This is a genomic window from Geodermatophilus pulveris (assembly GCF_900188375.1).
GTDB classification, from domain to species: domain Bacteria; phylum Actinomycetota; class Actinomycetes; order Mycobacteriales; family Geodermatophilaceae; genus Geodermatophilus; species Geodermatophilus pulveris.
In genome coordinates this window covers 620782-644645 of sequence record NZ_FZOO01000002.1, presented here as the reverse complement: position 1 = coordinate 644645, position 23864 = coordinate 620782, and the positions used below count along the sequence as shown (strand labels likewise).

Annotated in this window: 17 protein-coding genes; 15 read left to right on the top strand and 2 right to left on the bottom strand. The window is 74.5% G+C overall.

Features of this window, described 5'->3' with window-relative positions:
• Positions 1-6: 6 nt before the first annotated feature.
• Positions 7-2121: a glycogen debranching protein GlgX gene (gene glgX, locus CHB98_RS06520; protein ID WP_089304752.1), complete on the bottom strand. Its 2115-nt coding sequence runs from the start codon at positions 2119-2121 to the stop codon at positions 7-9.
• 449 nt (positions 2122-2570) lie between these two features.
• On the opposite strand from glgX, the gene uvrB reads away from it, so the two are divergent.
• From uvrB to CHB98_RS06465, 11 genes are all read left to right on the top strand, one after another.
• On the top strand, positions 2571-4688 hold the full coding sequence (gene uvrB, locus CHB98_RS06515; RefSeq protein WP_089304751.1) for an excinuclease ABC subunit UvrB: 2118 nt from the start codon (positions 2571-2573) through the stop codon (positions 4686-4688).
• A 318-nt stretch (positions 4689-5006) separates the two neighbouring features.
• Complete coding sequence (locus CHB98_RS06510; RefSeq protein ID WP_089304750.1) at positions 5007-6185, top strand: TerC family protein; 1179 nt, start codon at positions 5007-5009, stop codon at positions 6183-6185.
• Positions 6186-6518: 333 nt separating this feature from the next.
• The gene (locus CHB98_RS06505) at positions 6519-7628 is read left to right on the top strand and encodes a TerC family protein (RefSeq protein WP_089304749.1); all 1110 of its coding nucleotides are present in this window, start codon (positions 6519-6521) and stop codon (positions 7626-7628) included.
• Between the two features lie 80 nt (positions 7629-7708).
• Positions 7709-9652 (top strand): S9 family peptidase, encoded by a 1944-nt coding sequence (locus tag CHB98_RS06500; RefSeq protein WP_089304748.1) that lies wholly within the window; start codon positions 7709-7711, stop codon positions 9650-9652.
• A gap of 208 nt (positions 9653-9860) precedes the next feature.
• Positions 9861-11111, top strand: a complete 1251-nt coding sequence (locus tag CHB98_RS06495; RefSeq protein WP_089304747.1) for an alpha-hydroxy acid oxidase — start codon at positions 9861-9863, stop codon at positions 11109-11111.
• Positions 11112-11120: 9 nt separating this feature from the next.
• Entirely contained in the window at positions 11121-12134 is a 1014-nt protein-coding gene (locus tag CHB98_RS06490) for an acetamidase/formamidase family protein (protein ID WP_089304746.1), read from the top strand.
• A gap of 17 nt (positions 12135-12151) precedes the next feature.
• A complete protein-coding gene (locus tag CHB98_RS06485; RefSeq protein WP_089304745.1) occupies positions 12152-12913 on the top strand; it encodes an SDR family NAD(P)-dependent oxidoreductase in 762 nt (253 codons plus the stop codon).
• 12 nt (positions 12914-12925) lie between these two features.
• The gene (locus CHB98_RS06480) at positions 12926-13204 is read left to right on the top strand and encodes a hypothetical protein (RefSeq protein WP_089304744.1); all 279 of its coding nucleotides are present in this window, start codon (positions 12926-12928) and stop codon (positions 13202-13204) included.
• A 242-nt stretch (positions 13205-13446) separates the two neighbouring features.
• The gene (locus tag CHB98_RS06475; RefSeq protein ID WP_089304743.1) at positions 13447-15069 is read left to right on the top strand and encodes a M28 family peptidase; all 1623 of its coding nucleotides are present in this window, start codon (positions 13447-13449) and stop codon (positions 15067-15069) included.
• 150 nt (positions 15070-15219) lie between these two features.
• Positions 15220-16161 (top strand): NAD(P)H-binding protein, encoded by a 942-nt coding sequence (locus tag CHB98_RS06470; RefSeq protein ID WP_089304839.1) that lies wholly within the window; start codon positions 15220-15222, stop codon positions 16159-16161.
• On the top strand, positions 16158-16919 hold the full coding sequence (locus CHB98_RS06465; RefSeq protein ID WP_089304742.1) for a CPBP family intramembrane glutamic endopeptidase: 762 nt from the start codon (positions 16158-16160) through the stop codon (positions 16917-16919). The genes CHB98_RS06470 and CHB98_RS06465 overlap by 4 nt, the downstream gene beginning before the upstream one ends.
• Positions 16920-16953: 34 nt before the next feature.
• On the opposite strand, the gene CHB98_RS06460 is transcribed toward CHB98_RS06465, so the two are convergent.
• Complete coding sequence (locus CHB98_RS06460) at positions 16954-17610, bottom strand: MBL fold metallo-hydrolase (protein WP_089304741.1); 657 nt, start codon at positions 17608-17610, stop codon at positions 16954-16956.
• Between the two features lie 47 nt (positions 17611-17657).
• Here CHB98_RS06460 and CHB98_RS06455 point away from each other — a divergent pair, with 47 nt between their 5' ends.
• From CHB98_RS06455 to CHB98_RS06440, 4 genes are all read left to right on the top strand, one after another.
• On the top strand, positions 17658-19112 hold the full coding sequence (locus CHB98_RS06455) for an amidase (protein ID WP_089304740.1): 1455 nt from the start codon (positions 17658-17660) through the stop codon (positions 19110-19112).
• A 132-nt stretch (positions 19113-19244) separates the two neighbouring features.
• Complete coding sequence (gene uvrA / locus CHB98_RS06450) at positions 19245-22136, top strand: excinuclease ABC subunit UvrA (protein WP_089304739.1); 2892 nt, start codon at positions 19245-19247, stop codon at positions 22134-22136.
• Positions 22137-22233: 97 nt separating this feature from the next.
• Entirely contained in the window at positions 22234-22533 is a 300-nt protein-coding gene (locus tag CHB98_RS06445) for a hypothetical protein (RefSeq protein WP_089304738.1), read from the top strand.
• 46 nt (positions 22534-22579) lie between these two features.
• Positions 22580-23827, top strand: a complete 1248-nt coding sequence (locus CHB98_RS06440; protein ID WP_089304737.1) for a saccharopine dehydrogenase family protein — start codon at positions 22580-22582, stop codon at positions 23825-23827.
• Positions 23828-23864 lie beyond the last annotated feature (37 nt).

Below are 23864 nucleotides of genomic sequence, written 5' to 3'. Positions count from 1 at the left end.
GCCCGCTCACGAACGGCGGGGCGCGCTGAGGACGACCATGGAGCGGTCCTGCAGCGTCAGCGTCTCGCCGGCCTTGACCTCCCGCGGCTCCACCTCGCCCATCTCCGCCGTGTCGAGGACGACGGTCCAGCTGCCCGCGTACTCGTCCGACGGCAGGCAGAACTCGATCGGCTCGTGGTGGGCGTTGAACGCCAGGTAGAAGTGGTCGTCCAGCACCTCCTCGCCGCGCTCGTCGGTGGACCGGATGCCGTGACCGTTGAGGTACATGGCCACCGACTTGGCGAACCCGGCGTCCCAGTCGTCCTCGGTCATCAGGTCACCGGCCGGCGTCAGCCAGGCGACGTCCTGCACCGGGTCGCCCTCGCCCCGGCGCACCGGGCGGCCGTGGAAGAAGCGGCGGCGGCGGAACGTCGGGTGGTCCGCGCGCAGCCGGGTCACCGCCTTGGTGAACTGCAGCAGCCCCTCGTCGACCTCGTCCCAGTGGACCCAGGTCAGCGGCGAGTCCTGGCAGTAGCCGTTGTTGTTGCCCTGCTGGGTGCGGCCGAGCTCGTCGCCGTGCAGCAGCATGGGCACGCCCTGGCTGAGCATCAGCGTGGCCAGGAAGTTGCGCCGCTGCCGCGCGCGCAGGGTGAGCACCTCCTTGTCGGTGGTCTCCCCCTCGACGCCGCAGTTCCAGCTGCGGTTGTGGCTCTCGCCGTCGTTGTTGCCCTCGCCGTTGGCCTCGTTGTGCTTCTCGCTGTAGGAGACCAGGTCGTCGAGGGTGAACCCGTCGTGCGCGGTGACGAAGTTGATGCTCGCCATCGGGCGCCGGCCGGAGTGCTGGTAGAGGTCGGCCGAGCCGGTGATCCGGCTGGCGAACTCCCCGATGGTCGACGGCTCGCCGCGCCAGTAGTCGCGGACGGTGTCGCGGTACTTGCCGTTCCACTCCGTCCACAGCGCGGGGAAGTTGCCGACCTGGTAGCCGCCCTCGCCGACGTCCCACGGCTCGGCGATGAGCTTCACCTGGCTGACGATCGGGTCCTGGTGCACGAGGTCGAAGAACGCCGACAGCCGGTCCACCTCGTGGAACTGGCGGGCCAGGGTGGAGGCCAGGTCGAAGCGGAAGCCGTCGACGTGCATCTCGGTCACCCAGTAGCGCAGCGAGTCCATGATCAGCTGCAGCGACTGCGGGGTGCGGACGTTGAGCGAGTTCCCGGTGCCCGTGGTGTCCATGTAGTACTGCTCGTCGCCCTCGACCAGCCGGTAGTAGGACCGGTTGTCGATGCCCTTGAACGAGAGCGTGGGGCCCAGGTGGTTGCCCTCGGCGGTGTGGTTGTAGACCACGTCGAGGATGACCTCGATGCCGGCCTCGTGCATGGTGCGGACCATGCCCTTGAACTCCTGCACCTGCATGCCGTTGTCGGTGTTGCTGGCGTACTCGTTGTGCGGCGCGAAGAAGCCGATGGTGTTGTAGCCCCAGTAGTTGCGCAGGCCCTTCTGCAGCAGCGTGTCGTCCTGCACGAACTGGTGCACCGGCATGAGCTCGATGGCGGTGACGCCGAGGTCCTGCAGGTAGCTCACGACCGCGGGGTGGGCCAGGCCGGCGTAGGTGCCGCGCAGCTCCTCCGGGACGTCGGGGTGGGTCATCGTCAGGCCCTTGACGTGGGCCTCGTAGATGACGGTCCGGTGGTAGGGCGTCTTCGGCGGGCGGTCCACGCCCCAGTCGAAGTAGGGGTTGACGACGACGGACTTCGGCATGTGCGGCGCGGAGTCCTCGTCGTTGCGCTCCTGGGTCCGGAAGTCGTAGCCGAAGACCGACTGGTCCCAGTCGACCAGCCCGTCGATCGCCTTGGCGTAGGGGTCCAGCAGCAGCTTGGTCGGGTTGCAGCGCAGGCCCTGGGACGGGTCGTAGGGCCCGTGCACGCGGTAGCCGTAGCGCTGCCCCGGCTGGACCCCGGGCAGGAAGGCGTGCCAGACGTGGCCGTCCATCTCCGGCAGCGTGATGCGGTTCTCGACCCCGTCGGCGTCGAACAGGCAGAGCTCGACCCTCTCGGCGACCTCGCTGAAGATCGCGAAGTTGGTGCCGGTGCCGTCGTAGGTGGCCCCGAGGGGGTAGGCGGTGCCGGGCCACACCAGGTTCATTGCGAGGTCCTCCTGCTTGGCGCCCCCGGTCGCCGGGGGCCGGTGGCCTCCCGCCGCGGGCCGCGGGCGGGGAGGTCGGTGCGCGTGGTCTTCCGGGTGGTCGTTCCCGGCCGCGACGCGGCCCAATCCTCCCCGGACGCGGCGCCGCGGAGACCCCGCTCACCGCGGGCGGGGCCCGGGCAGGGAGGACGACGACGCCCCCCGCGGGCGTCTCCGCAGGGGGCGTCGTGCGCAGGGCGGGCGGCGACGCCGGGACCGACCTCGTCCGGGATCCGTGACCCCGGGTGGCGCTGGCCCCGGCGGTCACCGCTCCTGCGACGGGGGACGCTAGGCGGCTCCCCGGACGGGTGCAAGCACCGCACCGCCGGTCCCGGCGTCCCGCCCGTCCCGCGCGTGCGCCCACGGCTCAGCGGCGCCGTCCCGTCACTGGCCGGTCGTACCGTCGTCCCGTGCGCACCACCACCGACCTCCGGCCCACCCGCGGGCGCTTCCGCGTCGTCAGCGAGTTCGAGCCCTCCGGCGACCAGCCCGCCGCGATCACCGCGCTGGCCGAGCGGGTCAGGGCCGGCGCCACCGACACCGTGCTGCTCGGCGCCACCGGTACCGGCAAGTCGGCGACGACGGCCTGGCTGATCGAGCAGGTGCAGCGCCCGACGCTGGTGATGGCGCCGAACAAGACGCTGGCCGCGCAGCTGGCCAACGAGTTCCGCGAGCTCATGCCCGACGCGGCGGTCGAGTACTTCGTCTCCTACTACGACTACTACCAACCCGAGGCGTACGTCCCGCAGACCGACACCTACATCGAGAAGGACTCGTCGGTCAACGAGGAGGTCGAGCGGCTGCGGCACTCGGCCACCAACAGCCTGCTCACCCGGCGGGACGTCGTCGTCGTCTCCACCGTCTCCTGCATCTACGGCCTGGGGACGCCGGAGGAGTACGTCGAGCGGGCGCTGAAGATCAAGGTCGGCGAGGAGCGCGACCGCGACGATCTGCTGCGCACCCTGGTCACCGAGCAGTACACCCGCAACGACCTGTCGTTCACCCGCGGCACCTTCCGGGTGCGCGGCGACACCATCGAGGTCTTCCCGGTCTACGAGGAGCTCGCCTGCCGGATCGAGATGTTCGGCGACGAGGTGGAGCGGCTGTACTACCTGCACCCGCTCACCGGGGAGGTGGTCCGCGAGGTCGACGAGCTGTTCGTCTTCCCGGCCACCCACTACGTCGCCGGCCCCGACCGGATGGAGCGCGCGATCGCCACCATCGAGGCCGAGCTGGAGCAGCGGCTGGGCGAGCTGGAGCGGCAGGGCAAGCTGCTGGAGGCCCAGCGGCTGCGCATGCGCACCACCTACGACATCGAGATGATGCGCCAGGTCGGCTTCTGCTCCGGCATCGAGAACTACTCGCGGCACATCGACGGGCGCGCCCCGGGCAGCGCAGGCGCCTGCCTCATCGACTACTTCCCCGACGACTTCCTGCTGGTCATCGACGAGTCGCACGTGACGGTGCCGCAGATCGGCGGCATGTACGAGGGCGACATGAGCCGCAAGCGCACCCTGGTGGAGCACGGCTTCCGGCTGCCGTCGGCCATGGACAACCGGCCGCTCAAGTGGGAGGAGTTCACCGACCGGATCGGCCAGACCGTCTACCTGTCGGCCACCCCGGGCGACTACGAGCTGGGCCGGGTCCAGGGCGACGTCGTCGAGCAGGTCATCCGCCCCACCGGCCTGGTCGACCCCGAGGTCGTCGTCAAGCCGACCAAGGGCCAGATCGACGACCTGGTGCACGAGATCCGGCTGCGCACCGACAAGGACGAGCGGGTCCTGGTCACCACGCTGACCAAGAAGATGGCCGAGGACCTCACCGACTACCTGCTCGAGCTCGGCATCAAGGTGCGCTACCTGCACTCCGAGGTGGACACGCTGCGCCGCGTGGAGCTGCTGCGCGAGCTGCGGCAGGGTGAGTACGACGTGCTGGTCGGCATCAACCTGCTGCGTGAGGGCCTGGACCTCCCCGAGGTCTCTCTGGTGGCCATCCTCGACGCCGACAAGGAGGGCTTCCTGCGGTCCAACCGGTCGCTCATCCAGACGATCGGCCGCGCGGCGCGCAACGTCTCCGGCCAGGTGCACATGTACGCCGACACCATCACCCCGTCGATGGCGCAGGCGATCGAGGAGACCAACCGGCGCCGCGAGAAGCAGATCGCCTACAACCGCGAGCGCGGCATCGACCCGCAGCCGCTGCGCAAGAAGATCGTCGACATCCTCGACGGCATCTACCGCGCGGCGGAGGAGACCGAGACCTCCACCGAGCTGCTGGGCGGGTCGGGTCGGCAGCAGTCCCGCGGCAAGGCCCCGGTGCCCGGGCTGTCCTCGAAGGCGCGGGCGAAGGCCGGCGGCATCGACACCCAGGGGCTGCCGCGCGCCGAGCTGGCCGACCTGATCACCCAGATGAACGACCAGATGCTGGCCGCTGCGCGGGAGCTGCAGTTCGAGGTCGCCGCCCGGCTGCGCGACGAACTCACGGAGCTGAAGAAGGAACTCCGCCAGCTCGACGCCGCACACGCCTAGAGCGGCCGCGTCTCCCCACCGCTCGCTCGCACGGGGTGGGCGGGGGTGACGTCTGGGTGAACTCGCGCGTGTCCGGGGAACACCGCGCCGTCCGGTAGCGTCTGATGGTGACGTGACCGCTCGACGGCGGCCCACCTGGGTGGGCCGGCGTCCGCGGTCGTGCTCGTGGAGGGGAGTATCCCCGCGCGGCGGTGTCGTCAGTACGGGGTCCCCGTGGACCCCCGGCACAGCCGGTTCCCCCGTCGCCGGGGGAGCGGGAGAGACCTCAGGTCCGACATCGCGGCGCCGTGCGCCGCCGAGTCACCGGAGGTTCCTGCCGTGGACGTGCCCTTCTGGGTGTGGGCCCTGACGATCGCCGCCGTCGTCGGGATGCTCGTGTTCGACTTCGTCGGCCACGTGCGCACCCCGCACGCCCCCTCGCTGCGCGAGTCAGCGACCTGGTCGGCGGTCTACATCGCCATCGCCATCGTGTTCGGCCTGCTGGTGCTGTGGTTCTCCGGCGGCCAGTACGCCGGGGAGTACTTCGCCGGCTACATCACCGAGAAGAGCCTCTCGGTGGACAACCTGTTCGTCTTCGTGCTGATCATGGCCAGCTTCGCCGTCCCCCGGGAGCTGCAGCAGAAGGTGCTGCTGTTCGGGATCGCCTTCGCGCTGGCGCTGCGGACCGTGTTCATCTTCATCGGCGCCGCCGCGATCGAGCAGTTCAGCTGGATCTTCTACGTCTTCGGCGGCTTCCTGATCTGGACCGCCGTGGCCCAGGCGCGCAGCGGCGGGCACTCGCACGACGAGGAGTTCAAGGAGAACAGCGTCCTGCGGCTGGCCCGCCGGGTCCTGCCCACCACGCAGGACTACCACTCCGACCGGATGGTCACCACGATCGACGGCAAGCGGTACATCACCCCGCTGGCCATCGCGCTGCTGGCCATCGCCAGCGCCGACATCCTGTTCGCCGTCGACTCCATCCCGGCGATCTTCGGGCTGACCGAGGAGACCTACCTGGTCTTCACCGCCAACGCCTTCGCGCTGCTCGGCCTGCGGCAGCTGTTCTTCCTCATCGACGGGCTGCTCGACCGGCTGGTGTACCTCTCCTACGGCCTGGCCGTGATCCTCGGCTTCATCGGCGTCAAGCTGCTCATCCACGCCCTGCACGAGAACGAGCTGTCGTTCATCAACGGTGGCGAGCACGTGACCGTGATCCCCGAGGTGCCGACCTGGCTGTCCCTGACGGTCATCCTGGCCACCCTGGTCGTGACGACGGTGGCGAGCCTGGTCAAGAACCGCCGCGACCGGGCCCGCGGCCTCGGGTCGCCGACCGGCGCGGGGGACCAGGCCGCCGGCCGTGAGGGGCTGGTGGCGATGGGCCCTGGCGACCACGACCCGCACGCCACCGCGCCGGGCGAGGCGCCGCCCTCGCCGCACGACGCCGCCGTCACCGACGCCGCCGTTCCCGACGCCGGCGGGCAGCTGCCCAGCGGCTCCCCGCGCGGCCGCCGCTGACACCGGCACCGTCCGCCACCGGGCCGTCCCGCAGCAGCGGGGCGGCCCGGTGCCGTGCAGGCGGACGACCGCGCCCGGTGCCAGCGGTCGGGTCACCCGGCACCTCGAATCGAGGACGCCCCGCGCAGCCGGTACGGTGAGCGCCACGACCCGGACGGGCGCCGGCGACGGCTGCTCCGCGCCGGGGGTGCACGGTGGAGGGGAGTATCCCCGCGCGGCAGCGTCGTCATCACGAGGTCCCATGACCTCCGGTGCTGCCGGTCGCCGGCCCTGGGCCGGCGGTGGGAGAGACCTCCGGTACTGACGCTGCCAGTCCCCGGAGGACACGACCGCATGGAACTCCCCGCCTGGTTCGAGGTTGCGACGTTCGTGGGACTGACACTCCTGCTGCTCGCCGACCTCGCCATCGTCGTGCGCCGCCCGCACGAGCCCTCGATGAAGGAAGCGACCCTGTGGGTCACCTTCTACGTCGGCCTCGCCCTGCTGTTCGGCCTGGTGATCCTCGGCCTGACCAACGGGCAGTACGCGACGGAGTTCTACGCCGGCTGGCTCACCGAGTACTCGCTGTCGGTGGACAACCTCTTCGTCTTCGTGATCATCATGGCCCGCTTCCGGGTGCCGCGGCACCTGCAGCAGGAGGTCCTGATGGTCGGCATCATCATCGCGCTGCTGCTGCGCGGCCTCTTCATCCTGGCCGGCGCGGCGCTCATCGAGCGTTTCACCTGGGTCTTCTACATCTTCGGCGCGTTCCTGGTGTACACGGCCATCAACCTGGTCCGGCACCGCGGGGACGACGAGGAGTTCGAGGAGAACGCCCTCATCCGCCAGATGCGCCGGGTGCTGCCCATCACCTCGGACTTCCAGGGCAGCAAGATCCGGGTCACGGAGAACGGCAAGAAGTTCTTCACCCCGATGATCGTGGTGTTCCTGGCCCTCGCGACGACCGACCTGGTGTTCGCCCTCGACAGCATCCCGGCGATCTTCGGGCTCACCCGCGAGCCGTTCATCGTGTTCACCGCGAACGTCTTCGCGCTCATGGGCCTGCGGCAGCTGTACTTCCTGCTCGGCGGGCTGCTCAAGCGGCTGGTCTACCTGTCGATCGGCCTGGCCGTCGTCCTCGCCTTCATCGGCGTGAAGCTCATCCTCGAGGCCCTGCACGAGAACACGCTGCCGTTCATCAACGGCGGCGAGCACATCGACGCGGTCCCGACCATCCCGATCTGGTTGTCGCTCACCGTCATCCTCGGCGTGCTGGTCATCGCCACGGTCGCCAGCCTGCTCAAGACCCGCGGCATGGTCGCCGAGCGGGACGAGCCCGTGGTGGAGCCCGAGCAGGCCGAGCGGATCCCCTCCCGCGGCCCGGAGGCGCTGGCCGAGGCCGAGCCGCGGCTCGCCGAGCAGGCGGAGGAGCGCACGGCCGGGGAGGACACCCGCCGCCGCTGAGCGCGTCGCGCGGGGGGACCGTGCGCCCGACCGTGTGCCCTGACGACCGTGCGCCCTGACGACCGTGCGCCCTGACGACCGTGCACTCTGACGACGTCGCGCTGCTGCGCTCCCCCGGCGTCCCCACCGTCTCCCCGGACGGGCGCATGGCCGTCGTGGCGGTCACCCGCGCCGACCTCGGGGGCGACGCCGACCGCAGCCGGCTGTGGGCGGTGCCCACCGACGGCTCGGCGCCGGCCCGCCCGCTGACCACCGGGGCCCGGGACACCGACCCAGTGTTCTCCCCGGACGGCCGCTGGGTGGCCTACCGGGCCGCCGACCCGGACGGCCGGCCGCAGCTGCACCTGCTGCCGACCGCCGGGGGCGCGCCCCGGCAGCTGACCGCGCACCCGCTGGGTGCCGGCCGCCCGGTGTGGTCCCCGGACTCCCGCCGGCTGGCCTACACCGCCCGCGTGCCCCAGGTGGACCGCTCCGGCGCCGACCGCGCCGCCCAGCCGCCGTGGCTGGTGACCACGCTGCGCTGGCAGGCCGACGGCGTCGGGGTGGTCACCGACCGGCGCCGGCACGTCTTCGTCCTCGACCTCCCGCCCGACGGGGAGGACGACGCGGCCCCGCTGCCGCGCCCCCGCCAGGTCACCGACGGCGCCGCCGACGACGCCGACGTCACCTGGAGCCCGGACGGCGCCGAGCTGGCCTTCGTCTCCGCCCGGCACGCCCGTGCCGACCGCGACCGGGTGCGCGACGTCTACGCCGTCCCGGCGGCCGGGGGCACGCTGCGCCGGGTCACCGACGGCCGGGCGGAGTGCTCGCGGCCGGCCTACGACCCGGCCGGCCGCTGGATCTGGCTGACCGCCCGACCGGACCTGGGCCCCGACGGGCTGGACGCCGCCGGGCGCGGGGCGACGCTGTGCCGGGTGCGGGCGACCGGCGGTGCGCCCGAGCCGGTGCTGGACCCCGCCGGCACCGACCGCGGCGACCCGACACCGGGCACCGTGCTGGCCGGGGGAGCCGCCCTCCTCGGCGTGCGGCGGGCCGGTGCCGTCGAGCTGCTGCGCGTGCCGCTGGACGGCGGGCCGACGGCGACCCTCGTCGACGGGCCGTTCACCGTGCACGGGGTGGCCGCGGCCGGCGGCGTCGTCGTCGCCACCGTGGGGCACGACCGGTCGGCCGGCGAACTCGTCGCGGTCACGCCGGGCCGGCGGCGGCTGCTCACCGGCTTCGGCCGCGCGCTCGGTGCCACCGGGCGCCTGCACCGCGGTGCCGGCCGGGCCGTCCGCGGGCCGGGCGGCGGCGAGCTGCGCGGCCGGGTGACCGCACCGGACGGGCCGGGGCCGCACCCGGTGCTGCTCGTCCTGCACGACGGTCCGCACCGGCAGGACGGCTGGGCGCTGTCGGTGGACACCCAGGCGCTGGTGTCGGCCGGCTACGCCGTCGTCCGGTGCGACCCGCGCGGCTCGGCCGGCCACGGGGAGGCACACGCCCGCGCCGTGCTCGGCGCCGGCGGTGCGGTGGACGCCGACGACGCGGTCGCCTTCCTCGACGCCGTCCTGGCCGACCCGGCCCTCGACGCCGACCGCGTCGGGGTGGCCGGCACCGGCTACGGCGGCTGGCTGGCCGGCGTGCTCACCGGCCGCACGACGCGCTTCGCCGCCGCCGTCGTGGAGAGCGCGTTCACCGACGCGTGGGGCCCCGAGCAGGTCCTCGGCGAGGACCCGCCCGCCCGCCTCGGCGACGTCCGCACGCCGACGCTGGTGGTGCACGGCGACGAGGACCGCCGGTACCCGGCCGAGCAGGCGGCGCGGCGCTACACCGACCTCCGTCGCCGCGGCGTGCCCGCGGAGCTGCTGCTGTTCCCCGGTGAGGGCGCCGACATCGGCGGCACCGGCCGGCCCCGGCACCGGCAGGCGCGGCTGGGGCACCTGCTGCGCTGGTGGGCGCGCTGGCTGCCGGTCGGCGACCCGGCGGGTGGGCACGCCGGCCGCGGCCGGGAGCCGCTGACCGTGCGGGCCACCCGGTCGGACTGAGCCGGTCGGCTCCGGACCGGACCCGCGGTGTGGGCCCGGGAGCCGCCGTGCAGCGCGGCTCCCGGGGCGATCGCCTCGTCCGCCGCCTGGCTGTGCGGGCCCGGGCGCCGGCAGGCCGCGCGGATCCGCCGGCTGCCCGACCGGCTGCCCGCTGCGCCCTGACCGCGGGACTGGGAGGGTGGTGGACCCGAGTCCGAGGAGGTCCGCCGTGGTCGAGCGCCGCCTGCCCCGCTGGTCCGAGCTGCGCGAGCTGGTGCACACCCGCCGCCCCACCTGGGACGCGACCGACCGCCGCCTGGCCGCCGCCCCCTCCGTCGCCGACCTGCGCGAGATCGCCCGTCGGAGGGCACCGCGCGCGGTCTTCGACTACACCGACGGCGCCGCCGGCAGCGAGCTCAGCCTGCGCCGCGCCCGGGAGGCCTTCGCCCGGGTGGAGTTCCGGCCGAGCGTGCTGCGCGACGTGTCGAAGGTGGATACCTCCACCACGGTCCTCGGCCGGCCGTCGTCCCTGCCGCTGGTCTTCGCACCGACCGGCTTCACCCGGCTCATGCACACCGAGGGCGAGTCCGCGGTGGGCCGGGTGGCCGAGCGGGTGGGGATCCCGTACGCGCTGTCCACCATGGGGACGACGACCATCGAGGCGCTGGCCGCGGCGGCCCCCGGCGCCCGCCGCTGGTTCCAGCTCTACCTGTGGCGCGACCGCGAGGCCAGCGCCGCGCTGGTCGAGCGGGCCGCCCGCGCCGGCTACGAGGCGCTGGTGCTCACCGTGGACACCCCGGTCGCCGGACCGCGGCTGCGCGACGTCCGCAACGGGTTCACCATCCCGCCGGCGCTGACCCTGCGCACGGTGGCCAACGCCGCCGTCCACCCGCGCTGGTGGGTCGACCTGCTCACCACCGAGCCGCTGGAGTTCGCCTCGCTGCGCTCCTGGGGCGGCACGGTCGGTGAGCTGGCCGACCGGGTCTTCGAGCCGGCCGCCACCCTCGCCGACCTGGCCGAGCTGCGGGAGAACTGGCGCGGGGCGCTGGTCGTCAAGGGCGTGCAGACGGCGGAGGACGCCCGCGCGGTCGTGGACGCCGGTGCCGACGCCGTCGTCGTGTCCAACCACGGCGGCCGCCAGCTGGACCGCGCGCCCACGCCGCTGGAGGAGCTGCCCGCGGTGGTCGCCGCCGTCGGCGACCGCGCCGAGGTGTACCTCGACGGCGGCATCCTCGACGGCGCCGACGTCGTCGCCGCCGTCGCCCTCGGCGCCCGCGCCTGCCTGGTCGGGCGCGCCTACCTCTACGGGCTGATGGCCGGGGGGGAGCGCGGGGTGCAGCGGGCCGCCGACATCCTCGCCACGGAGGTCACCCGCACGCTGGCGCTGCTCGGCGTCCCGTCGGTCGCGGAGCTGACGCCCGACCGGGTCCGGCTGCGGGGCGCTGACGTGGCGTTGCCGACCGGAGCGGCGCGTCCCTAGGGTGCGGCCATGGACGTCGTCGAGGTCACGCCCACGGCGGAGCAGTACGCCTACACCTTCGGCGGCGTCGCGCCCCTCCGGCGGGTCACCCCGGGGACGGCGCTGCGCGTGTGGTCCGACGACGCGTTCGGCGGCGTGCTGCGCACGACCTCCGACCTGTCCAGCGAGAAGGTCGACCTGCGCTTCGTGAACCCGCAGACCGGGCCGTTCCACGTGGAGGGCGCGGAGCCCGGGGACACCCTGGCGCTGCACTTCGTCGCGATGGAGCCGGCCCGGGACTGGGGCGCCTCGGCCGCCATCCCGTTCTTCGGCGGGCTCACCAGCACCGCGGTGACGGCGACCCTGCAGGAGGCGCTGCCGGACACCACCTGGATCTACGAGCTCGACCGCGCGGCCAACACGGTCACCTTCGCCGCCCGGCACACCGACCTGGAGATCGCCCTGCCGGTGGAACCGATGCTCGGCACGGTCGGCGTCGCCCCCATGGGCGGGGAGGTGCGCAGCTCGCTGGTGCCCGAGCGGTTCGGCGGCAACATGGACACCCCGCAGATGCGCCCGGGCACCACCTGCTACCTCGGCGTGAACGTCGAGGGCGCGCTGTTCTCCGTCGGCGACGGCCACTACCGGCAGGGCGAGGGGGAGGCCTGCGGCACCGCCGTCGAGGGCGCGATGACCACCACGCTCATCGTCGAGCTGATCAAGGGCGGTGCCCTCGGAGCTGCACCGGCCTGGCCGCGGCTGGAGGACGACGCGCACTGGATGACCGTCGGCTCCAGCCGCCCGCTGGAGGACGCCTGGCGGATCGCCTCCACGGAGCTGGTCCGCTGGTTCCGCGACCTGTACGGGCTGCACCCGATGGACGCCTACCAGCTGCTGTCCCAGACCGTCCGGGCGCCGATCGCCAACGTCGTCGACGCCAATTACAGCTCCGTGGTCAAGGCGCCCAAGGCGCTGCTGCCGCGGGCGTCGGCGTACGGCGGCCTGCACGACGACCTCCGCCGCCGCGCGGCCACCCTCCGCTGAGACCGGGAGACACACCGATGGACCTGCAGCTCACCGGCGCCCGCGTGCTGGTCACCGGCGGCACCCGCGGCATCGGCCGCGCCATCGTCGAGGCGTTCGTCGACGAGGGCGCCGTCGTGGAGTTCTGCGCCCGGGACGCCGCCGAGATCGAGGCGACCGAGGCGGCCGTCGCGGAGCGCGGCGGCAAGGCCACCGGCGTCCGCCTGGACGTCCGGGACGGGCGGGCGCTCACCGGCTGGGTGGGCGACGCCGCCGGCCGGCTCGGCGGCCTGGACGCCGTCGTCGCCAACGTCAGCGCGATCGCCGTCCCGGACACCGAGGAGAACTGGTACACGGGCTTCGAGGTCGACCTGATGCACACGGTGCGGTTGGCCAAGGCCGCGCTGCCGCACCTGGAGGCCAGCGGGCGGGGGTCCATCGTGGCGATCTCCAGCGTCTCCGGGCGGGAGGCCGACTTCGCCTCGGGCCCCTACGGGACGATGAAGACCGCCATCGTCGGCTACGTATCCGGGCTGGCACTGCAGCTGGCCGGCCGGGGCGTGCGCGCCAACGTGGTCTCGCCGGGCAACACCTACTTCGACGACGGGTTCTGGCAGGGCGCCGAGACGGCCATGCCGGACCTGTACGGGACGGCCCTGGGCCTGAACCCGACCGGGCGGATGGGGACGCCTCAGGAGATGGCGCGGGCCGTGGTCTTCCTGTCCAGCCCGGTCTCCAGCTTCACCACCGGCACCAACCTCGTCGTCGACGGCGCGCTCACCCGCGGCATCCAGCTCTAGGAGGAGCCCGCCATGGCCATCGTCTACCCCGTGCAGGCCGACGAGCCCGAACCGGAGGACGGCACCGAGCCGGACTTCGCCGAGCTCGCCGCCGACCTGTCCGACGCCTGGCTGGTCGAGGTCGCCCTCGGCGAGGACGGTGACGACGCGTGCTTCGGGCCGCTGTCCGCCCGCGCCGCCTGGGACCTCGCCATCGGCATCGACGCCCGGCGACCGGAGTGGACGGTGTCCGTCGTCCCGCTGCACGTGGCCGGCACCCCCGACGAGCTGGTCGCCCTCTTCGAGGACTGACCTGCGACGCACCGTCGCGCCTCCCGTGCTCAGCGTGACGACTGCCGCCCGGAGTGTCCACGGCGGCCGGCTCGCCGACGCCCAGGTCGGGTCGCGTGTCCGGCCGTCCGGCGCCGGCCTGGTGACGCAGGGCAGTCATAACCTGGCGCTGGGCAACGGTCGTCGGCCCGGGTGAGAGTCACGGGGCCGACGACGGAGTCGGCGTCCGGCGCCGGTCCCGCCGCCGGGCGGTCAGCGAGGGGATGAGTGTGAGCCGACGACAGACGACGTCCCGCGTCATCGCGCTGGGGGGCAGCGGACTGCTGCTGGCCCTGGCGCTCCCGGTCACCGCGGCCGGTGCGGCGCCGGGCAGGGGGTGCGACGAGCGCACCAACAACACCTACGCGAAGCTGCTCGACTGCGTGACGCCGGACGGCGTCATGGAGCACCAGCGCGCCTTCCAGGCGATCGCCGACGCCAGCACCGACCCGGTGTACCCGGACAGCCGGGCGGCGGGCACGCAGGGATACGCGGCGAGCGTGGACCACGTCTCCGGGTTGCTGGAGGAGGCCGGTTACGACGTGACCACCGCGCCGGTGGAGTTCCGCTTCGACTTCCCGGCGGTCCTGGACCGGACCGGGACGAGCCCGGCCACCTACGAGAGCAGCGTGTTCACCAACAGCGGTGCCGGTGACGTCACCGGCACGGTGGTCCCGATCGACCTCGCCCTGGAGCCGCCGCGCGCCTCCACCAGCGGCTGCGAGGCGAGCGACTTCGCGGGCGCAGCCCTGGGGGGCTCGAGTGACATCGCGCTGGTCCAGCGCGGGACCTGCACCTTCGCGGTCAAGGTGCAGAACGCGGTCGCTGCGGGCGCCGAGGCGGTCGTCGTCCTCAACTCGGGCACCGAGGCGTCCACCGAGGGTCTCGTCGTCGGCACCCTGGACCCCTACGTGGCGTCCGTGCCCGTCGTGGGGGCGAGCTTCGCGGACGGGCGGGCGCTGGCCGCGGAGGGCAGCACCGCCCGGGTGGCGGTGCAGGAGCCGGAGACGCGCACCGACGTCAGCGTCGTCGCCGAGCTCGCCGGCGAGGACACCAGCAACGTCGTCATGGCCGGCGCCCACCTCGACAGCGTCCCCGCGGGGCCGGGCATCAACGACAACGGCTCCGGCTCGTCGGCCCTGCTGGAGACCGCGCTGATGATGGCGAACAGCAAGCCGCAGAACACCATCCGCTTCGGCTGGTGGGGCGCCGAGGAGCTGGGCCTGCTCGGGTCCGCGGCGTACGTCGAGAGCCTGCCGCAGGCCGAGCGGGACCGGATCGCGCTGTACATGAACTACGACATGGTGGCGTCGCCGAACCACGTGCAGATGGTCTACGACTCCGACCAGTCGACCTGGCCGGCGCCGGTCCCGATCCCGGCAGGGTCGACGGCCATCGAGGACGTCTACGAGTCCTACTACACCGCGGTCGGCGTCCCCTACGACGACGCGGAGTACTCCGGCCGCAGCGACTACGAGGCGTTCATCGAGGCCGGCATCCCCTCCGGTGGCCTGTTCACCGGTGCCGAGGTCGTCAAGACCGAGGAGCAGGCGGCGATCTGGGGCGGTGTCGCCGGTGAGTCGTTCGACCCGTGCTACCACCTGGCCTGCGACACGATCGACAACCTGGCGGAGGACGCCCTCGACGTGAACAGCGACCTGATCGCCTTCGCGATGCTGACGTTCGCCTCCTCGACGGAGCCGGTGAACGGCGTCCCCGGCCGGGAGGTCCCCGGCCGGCCGTTCGAGCTGCCGGCCCCGGCCGGCCCGGAGGGGACCTTCGAGGTGCCGCCGGGCGGGGGCGGCCTCGAGCACGACCACGAGCACGCGCACGACACCGTGGCCTGACCGGACACGGGCCTGACGGCGGCCCCTCCGGCGTCCCCGCGGGGACGCTGGAGGGGCCGCCCGCGCACCCCGCCGCCGGGGGACGGCAGCCGGCCCCGCGCCACGCGGAGCGGCGGGGTTCCGGTCGGGGCCCCCGGGTAGATGGACCCCATGCACCTCCTCGTCACCGGCGCGTCCGGGTTCGTGGGCGGCCGGCTCGCGCCGGCCCTGGTGAAGGCGGGGCACGACGTGCGCGCCATGACCCGCCGGCCGGACGACTACCGCGGCGCCGGCACGCCGGTGGCCGGCGACGTCGCCGACGAGGAGTCCCTGCGGCGGGCGCTGCGCGGCTGCACGGCCGCCTACTACCTCGTCCACTCCCTCGGGGACGCCGACTTCCAGCGCAAGGACGCCGAGGCCGCGCGGACCTTCGCCCGCGCCGCCGCCGACGCCGGGCTGGAACGCATCGTGTACCTCGGCGGCCTGGGCCGCGACGGCGACGACCTCTCCCCGCACCTGCGCAGCCGCCGCGAGGTGGAGCGGCTGCTCGGCTCGACCGGCGTCCCGGTCACGACCCTGCGCGCGGGCATCATCGTCGGCCACGGCGGCGTCTCCTGGGAGATCACCCGCCAGCTCGTGAGGCACCTGCCGGCCATGGTGACCCCGCGCTGGGTGCACACCCGCACGCAGCCGATCGCCGTCGCCGACGTCGTCCGCTACCTGGCCGGCGTCGTCGAGGCGCCCGACGCCGCGGGCCGGGTGTTCGAGGTCGGCGGCCCCGAGGTGCTCACCTACCTGCAGATGCTCACCCGGGTCGCCGACATCCAGGGCAGGCACCTGTTCGTCATCCCGGTGCCGCTGCTGACACCGAGCCTGTCCTCGCGGTGGCTGGCCCTGGTCACCGACGTCGACGTGACCACCGGCCGCTCGCTGGTCGACTCGATGATCAACGAGGTGGTCGTCACCGACGACGCGATCCGCACGGTCGTGCCGTTCGAGCCGGTGGACTACGACGAGATGGTGCTGGTGGCCCTGGGGGAGCGGGCGGCCGCCCGCCGGCACGCGGCCCACGTCCGCCGCGGCGGCCTGCTCGCCCGCGGCGCCCGCTCGTGAGCCCACGGCGCGGCGGCCTGCTCGCCCGGGCGGCCGGCCGGCTGCCGCGCTGGCTGGTCGAGCCCGTCCCGCGGGACCACCGCGAGACCGACGCGGCCTTCCGCCGCCGCCGGCGGGTGACCGCGGGGGTGGCGCTGGGGGGTGCCGGGCTGCTCGGGGTGTCGCTGTCGACGACGCCGGGCTCGCCGTCCTTCTACGGCCTCACGATGGCCGTCGCCGGCACCTGGGTCGCCGGTGGGCTGGCCTCGGGTCCGTTGCACCTCGGCTGGATGGCCACCCCCGACCACCAGCTGCGCCGCCCCGTGGTGACCCCTGTGGCCACCGGGATCGGCGCCTTCGGCGCCTTCTACGGCGCGGCCCTGGTGGCCCGCCGGGTCCCCGTCCTCGACCGGGCGATCACCCGGGTCGTGCGCTACGCGCACCAGGGCTCGACGCCGCTGGTGGCGACCACGGCGCTGCTCAACGGCGTCGCCGAGGAGGTCTTCTTCCGCGGCGCGCTGTACGCCGCCATCGGCGTGGACCGCCCGGTGGTCACCTCGACCGCGGTCTACGGGCTGGCGACGGCGGCGACCCGCAACCCGGCCCTGCTGCTCGCCTCGCTGGTCATGGGCGCGCTGTTCGGCCTGCAGCGGCGGGTCACCGGCGGCATCCAGGCCTCGGTGCTCACCCACGTCACCTGGTCGGCGCTGATGCTGCGCTACCTGCCGCCGCTGTTCGCCGACCACCCCGACGTGCGCGCCCCGCGCCCGGCGGCCTGAGGCGCACCGCGGGGTGACCGGCGCGGACCGCGCCTCACCAGCCGCGGGCGCGCCACTCCCCGAGGTGCGGGCGCTCGGCGCCCAGCGTGGTGTCCCTGCCGTGGCCGGGGTAGACCCAGGTGTCGTCGGGCAGCGCGCCGAACAGCCGGTCCTCGACGTCGTCGACCAGGCTGGTGAAGTCCTCCGGCGACCAGGTCTTCCCCACGCCGCCGGGGAAGAGGCTGTCGCCGGTGAAGACGTGCGTGCCGGCCCCCTCGGGCCCGCGCCAGACCAGCGCGATGCTGCCCGGGGTGTGGCCGCGCAGGTGCACCACCTCGAGGGTCTGCCGGCCGACCCGCACGGTGTCGCCGTGGTCGACCGGCCGCTGGACGGGGACGGGCAGGTCGCCGGCGTCCGCCGGGTGCGCGACGGTGACCGCCCCGGTGGCCCGGACCACCTCCGGCAGCGCGCGGTGGTGGTCCCAGTGCCCGTGCGTGGTGACGACGGTGTGCACGTCGGCGTCGCCGATCAGCGCGCGCAGCGCACCGGGCTCGGCGGCGGCGTCGACGAGCAGCGCCTCGCCGGTGTCCGGGTCGCGCAGGAGGTAGGCGTTGTTGGCCATCTCGCTGACCGCCAGCTTGCTGATTACGAGCCCTTGCAGCTCCCGGACGTCGGCCGGTCCGCCCACCTCGACGTCGCCCGTGTACGCCATCCCGCCTCCGCTCGGATCGTGTCGGTGGCCGCGGTTACGGTCCAGGCATGGACGCTAGCCGAGGTCTGCGGGTCGGCGCCGGGCCGGACGGGGACGGCCCGGTCGCGCCCCGCGGGGCCGGGGTCGTCGGCCTGCCGGCCACCGAGCTGGCCGCCCGGGTGCGGTCCGGGGAGCTGACCGCCGTGGAGGTCCTCCGCGCGCACCTGGCCCACCTCGACGCGGTCGAGCCGCGGGTCGGCGCCTTCCGCGTCGTCCGCCGGGAGGCCGCGCTGGCCGAGGCGCACGCCGTCGACACCGCGCTCACCCGCTTCGCGATGCCGCTGGCCGGGGTGCCGGTCGCGGTCAAGGACAACGTCGCCGTCGCCGGGGAGGTCCGCACCGACGGCGTCGCGGGCCGCACCGGGCCGCCGGAGGCGCGCGACGCGGAGGTCGTCGCCCGGCTGCGGCGGGCGGGGGCGGTCGTCGTCGGCGTCACCCGGGTGCCCGAGCTGTGCCTCTACGCCGCCACCGACGGGCCCGGCACGGTCACCCGCAACCCCTGGGACACCGCCCGCTCGCCGGCCGGCAGCTCCGGCGGCAGCGCGGCGGCGGTCGCCTCCGGGGCGGTCCCGCTCGCCCACGGCAACGACGGCCTGGGCTCGCTGCGCCTGCCGGCGGCCGCCTGCGGGCTGGTCGCCCTCAAGCCCGGCCGGGGCGTGGTCCCCGGCGGCATCGGCGCCGACGACTGGTCGGGCATGGCGGTCAACGGGGCCCTGGCCACCACCGTGGCCGACCTCGCGCTGGCGCACGCGGTCCTGGCGGGGGAGGAGCCGGCCGCGCCGCCGGCGCCCGGGCGGCCGCTGCGCGTCGCCGTCTCCACCCGCTCGCCGGTGCCCGGTGCCCGCCCCGACGGGCCGGCCCGCGCGGCGGTCGAGGCGGTGGCCGCCGCCCTCGCCGCCGCCGGGCACACCGTCGTCCGCCGCGACCCGCCGGTCACCCCCGGGGCCGTGACCGGGACGCTGGCCCGGTGGATGGCCGGCGCGGCCGACGACGCCGCGCACCTCGGCGTCCCGCTCGCCGACCTGCAGCCGCGCAGCCGCACCCACGCCCGCATCGGGCGGGCCGTCCGGGCGGCCGGCCTGGTCCGGCCCGCGACGGCGGAGCGCTTCCGCGCGCGGTCGACGCGCTTCTTCTCGGACGTCGACGTCCTGCTGACGCCCGTGACGACCGGGCCGCCGCTGCCCGCCCGGCCCTGGCACGAGCGGTCCTTCCTGGCCAACGTGGCGGCGAACGCCCGCTGGGCGCCGTGGACGGCGGCCTGGAACCTCGCCGGCCTCCCGGCCCTCGTGCTGCCCGCCGGCACCCGGTCCAGCGGGCAGCCGCTGGCCGTCCAGCTGGTCGGCCCCCCGGGGGCGGAGGGGCGGCTACTCTGGATCGCCGGGGAGCTGGAGCGGCGGCTGCCGTGGCGCCGGTACCCACCGGTCTTCGACCCGACCGCCCCGCCGGCACCCGCACCTGCCTGAGCAGCCCCCGCGCAACGTCGCCGTCGTCACGGATTGCGGCCGGACGGTGACGGCGTTGCCGATAGCGACACCTCGACACCCCACCGCGGGCCCGGAGCGACCGGCCGGCCCAACAGACCGACAGGGATCACATTGGACCGTCTCGTCGTCCGCGGCGCCCGCGAGCACAACCTCAAGGACGTCCACCTCGACCTGCCCCGCGACGCCCTGATCGTCTTCACCGGGCTGTCCGGCTCGGGCAAGTCCAGCCTGGCCTTCGACACGATCTTCGCCGAGGGGCAGCGCCGCTACGTCGAGTCGCTCTCGGCCTACGCCCGCCAGTTCCTCGGGCAGATGGACAAGCCCGACGTCGACTTCATCGAGGGGCTCTCGCCCGCCGTGTCGATCGACCAGAAGTCGACCAACCGGAACCCGCGGTCGACGGTCGGCACGATCACCGAGGTCTACGACTACCTCCGGCTGCTCTACGCCCGCGCCGGGCAGCCGCACTGCCCCAACTGCGGCAAGCCGATCTCCCGGCAGACCCCGCAGCAGATCGTCGACCAGGTGCTGGCCATGGAGGAGGGCACCCGCTTCCAGGTGCTGGCCCCCGTCGTCCGGGCCCGCAAGGGCGAGTACGTCGACCTGTTCAGCGCGTTGCAGACCCAGGGCTTCTCCCGCGTCCGCGTCGACGGCGTCGTCCACCAGCTGACCGAGCCGCCGACGCTCAAGAAGCAGGAGAAGCACACCATCGAGGTGATCGTCGACCGGCTCACCGTGAAGGAGAGCGCGAAGCGGCGGCTCACCGACTCGGTGGAGACGGCGCTCGGCCTGGCCGGCGGCCTCGTCGTCCTCGACTTCGTGGACCTCCCCGAGGGCGACACGCACCGCGAGCGCACCTTCTCCGAGCACCTGGCCTGCGTGGACGACGGCCTGTCCTTCGAGGCGCTGGAGCCGCGGTCGTTCTCGTTCAACTCCCCGTTCGGGGCCTGCCCGGAGTGCACCGGCATCGGCACCCGCAAGGAGGTCGACCCCGAGCTCGTCGTCCCCGACCCGGAGAAGAGCCTGGCCCAGGGCGCGATCGCCCCGTGGGCCTCCTCGATGAGCAACGAGTACTTCACCCGGCTGCTCACCGGCCTGTCCCAGCAGCTCGGCTTCTCCATGGACGACCCGTGGGAGCGGCTGCCGGCCAAGGTGCAGAAGGCCGTCCTGCACGGCTCGCCGGACCAGGTGCACGTCCGCTACAGGAACCGCTACGGCCGCGAGCGCAGCTACTACGCCGCCTTCGAGGGCGTGCTGCCGTTCATCGAGCGGCGGCACGACGACACCGACAGCGAGTTCATGCGGGACAAGTACGAGGGCTACATGCGCGACGTGCCCTGCCCGGTCTGCCACGGCACCCGGCTCAAGCCGGAGATCCTCGCCGTCAAGCTCGGCGGCCGCTCCATCGCCGAGGTCACCGGGCTGTCCATCGGCGACGCGGCGCAGTGGCTCGGCGCCCTGGAGCTCGGCGAGCGGGAGCGGGCCATCGCCGACCGGGTGCTCCGGGAGATCCAGGCCCGGCTGTCCTTCCTCGTCGACGTCGGCCTGGACTACCTGTCGATGGACCGCCCCGCGGCCACCCTCGCCGGCGGCGAGGCGCAGCGGATCCGGCTGGCCACCCAGATCGGCTCCGGGCTCGTCGGCGTCCTCTACGTGCTCGACGAGCCCTCCATCGGGCTGCACCAGCGGGACAACACCCGGCTGATCGAGACCCTCGTGCGGCTGCGCGACATGGGCAACACGCTCATCGTCGTCGAGCACGACGAGGACACCATCAAGACCGCCGACTGGGTGGTCGACATCGGCCCCGGCGCCGGGGAGCACGGCGGCGAGGTCGTCGTCAGCGGCACCGTCGCGGACCTGCTCGCCAGCGAGGAGTCGCTGACCGGGCAGTACCTGTCCGGGCGCCGGCAGATCGCAGTCCCCCAGGTGCGCCGGCAGCCCACGCCGGGCCGCGAGCTGGTGGTCAAGGGCGCCCGGGAGCACAACCTCAAGGGCGTCGACGTGACCTTCCCGCTGGGCTGCCTGGTCGGCGTCACCGGGGTCTCGGGCTCGGGCAAGTCCAGCCTGGTCAACGACATCCTCTACACGACGCTGGCCAACCAGCTCAACCGCGCCCGGATGGTGCCCGGCCGGCACCGCACCGTCACCGGCCTGGAGCACCTGGACAAGGTGGTGCACGTCGACCAGTCGCCGATCGGCCGCACCCCGCGGTCCAACCCGGCCACCTACACCGGCGTCTGGGACCAGGTGCGCAAGCTGTTCGCGCAGACGTCGGAGGCGAAGATCCGCGGCTACCAGCCCGGCCGCTTCTCCTTCAACGTCAAGGGCGGCCGCTGCGAGGCCTGCTCCGGCGACGGCACGCTGAAGATCGAGATGAACTTCCTGCCCGACGTCTACGTGCCGTGCGAGGTGTGCAAGGGCGCCCGGTTCAACCGGGAGACCCTGGAGGTGCACTACAAGGGCAAGACGGTCGCCCAGGTCCTCGACATGCCCATCGAGGAGGCCGCCGACTTCTTCGCCGCCATCCCGGGCATCGCCCGCTACCTGCGCACGCTCACCGAGGTCGGGCTGGGCTACGTCCGGCTCGGCCAGCCCGCGACCACCCTCTCCGGCGGCGAGGCGCAGCGGGTGAAGCTGGCCAGCGAGCTGCAGAAGCGGTCCAACGGCCGGAGCATCTACGTCCTCGACGAGCCCACCACCGGGCTGCACTTCGAGGACATCCGCAAGCTGCTCATCGTGCTGCAGGGTCTGGTCGACAAGGGCAACTCGGTCATCGTCATCGAGCACAACCTCGACGTCATCAAGAGCGCCGACTGGCTCATCGACATGGGCCCCGAGGGCGGCTTCCGCGGCGGCACGGTCGTCGCCGAGGGGCCGCCGGAGTTCCTCGCCACGGTCCCGGAGAGCCACACCGGCCGCTACCTCGCCCCGATGCTCGACCCGGACGCCGTCGCGGCCGCCGGGGCGCCGAAGAAGCGGGCCCGCCGCCGGGCCAGCTGAGCCGGGGGCTTGAGCGGGGCGAGGCCTGCCCCTACCCTCCGTGTGACCGACGTCACGCCCCGGCGGGTGTGGGCGGTCAGCGACGGAGGAGACGCCGGTGACCGCGCTCACGCCCGACTGCGACCCCGACCTGTCCCACGGCTGGTCCCGGACGCGCCCGCCCGGGGGCGGCGTGCGGTCCACGCTGGTGCTGCTCGCCCTGGTGACGGTCGCGGTGCTCGCCGTGGGCGGCGACGCGGTGCCCGGCGCGGTGGCCGCCCTCGCCGGCGGGGTGGGCGTGGTGTCGGCGCTGGTGCTCGCCGCCCGCGTCGCCCGCCTGGCCCGGCGGGCCGGTGCGGCCGTCGCGGCGGGGACCCCCTGGGCGGCGGCGGTGCACCGGTCGCGTCCGGCCGGCTGACCGGAGGGGCCGAGCGGCGGGCGCCCGCCCCGGCGAGGATGGCCCGGTGGCCGATCCCGCGCGCACCCACGACCTGGTCGTCTACGGCACCACCGGCTTCGTCGGCCGGCTGGTCGCCGCCCACCTGGCCTCGGCGGCACCGGCCGGCCTGCGCGTGGCGCTGGCCGGCCGCTCCCGGGAGCGGCTGGAACGGGCCCGCGCGCAGCTGCCCGCCGCCGCCCGGGACTGGCCGCTGGTCACCGCCGACGCCGCCGACGAGGCCTCGCTGGCCGCGCTGGCCGGCTCGACGCGCGTGCTGGCCACCACCGTCGGCCCCTACCTGCGGTACGGCCTGCCGGTCGTCGAGGCCTGCGCCCGGGCCGGCACCCACTACGCCGACCTGACCGGCGAGGTGCTGTTCGTCCGCCGCGCGATCGACCGCACCGACGCCGTCGCCCGCGACACCGGCGCCCGCATCGTGCACGCCTGCGGCTACGACTCCGTGCCCTCCGACCTGTCGGTGCTGCTGCTCGCCGAGCGGGCCCGGGCCGACGGCGCCGGCGGGCTGGGCGACGTCCGGCTGGTCGCCACCGCCCGCGGCGGGTTCAGCGGCGGCACCGTCGACTCCGCCCGGGCCCAGTTCGAGGAGGTCGGCCGCGACCCGGCGGCCCGCCGGCTGGTCGGGGACCCGTTCTCGCTCAGCCCGGACCGGGGCGCCGAGCCCGACACCCCCCAGCCGCGCGACGCCGTCCCGCCGTCCCGCACGCCCGACGGCCGGTGGACGGCGCCGTTCGTCATGGCGCCGTTCAACACCCGGGTCGTGCGGCGCAGCAACGCCCTGCAGGACTGGGCCTACGGCCGCGGCCTGCGCTACGGCGAGCTCCAGGGCTGCGGCCGCGGCCCGGCCGGGGCGGTGGCGGCCGCCGCGCTGACCGCTGGGCTGGCCGGCTTCGTCGGCGCCATGGCCCTGCCGCCCACCCGCGCGCTGCTCGACCGGGTGCTGCCCGACCCCGGGTCCGGCCCGGACGAGCGGACCCGCGCCCGCGGCTGGTTCCGCTCCGTGGTCGACGCCACCACCGAGGGCGGGCGGCAGTACCGCGCCACCGTCGCCGGCCGGGGCGACCCCGGCTACGCGGCCACCGCCGTCATGATCGGCGAGACGGCCCTCGCCCTCGCGGTGGACGGCGACCGGCTGCCCGCCCGGGCCGGCTCGCTCACCCCGGCCACCGCCCTCGGCACCGTGCTGGCCGACCGGCTGCGCGCCGCCGGGCACACCTACGAAGTGGCCGAGCAGCCGCACCGGCAGGCCCCCTGAGCGGGCCGGGACACACCGGTGTCATTCGGGCGGCGGA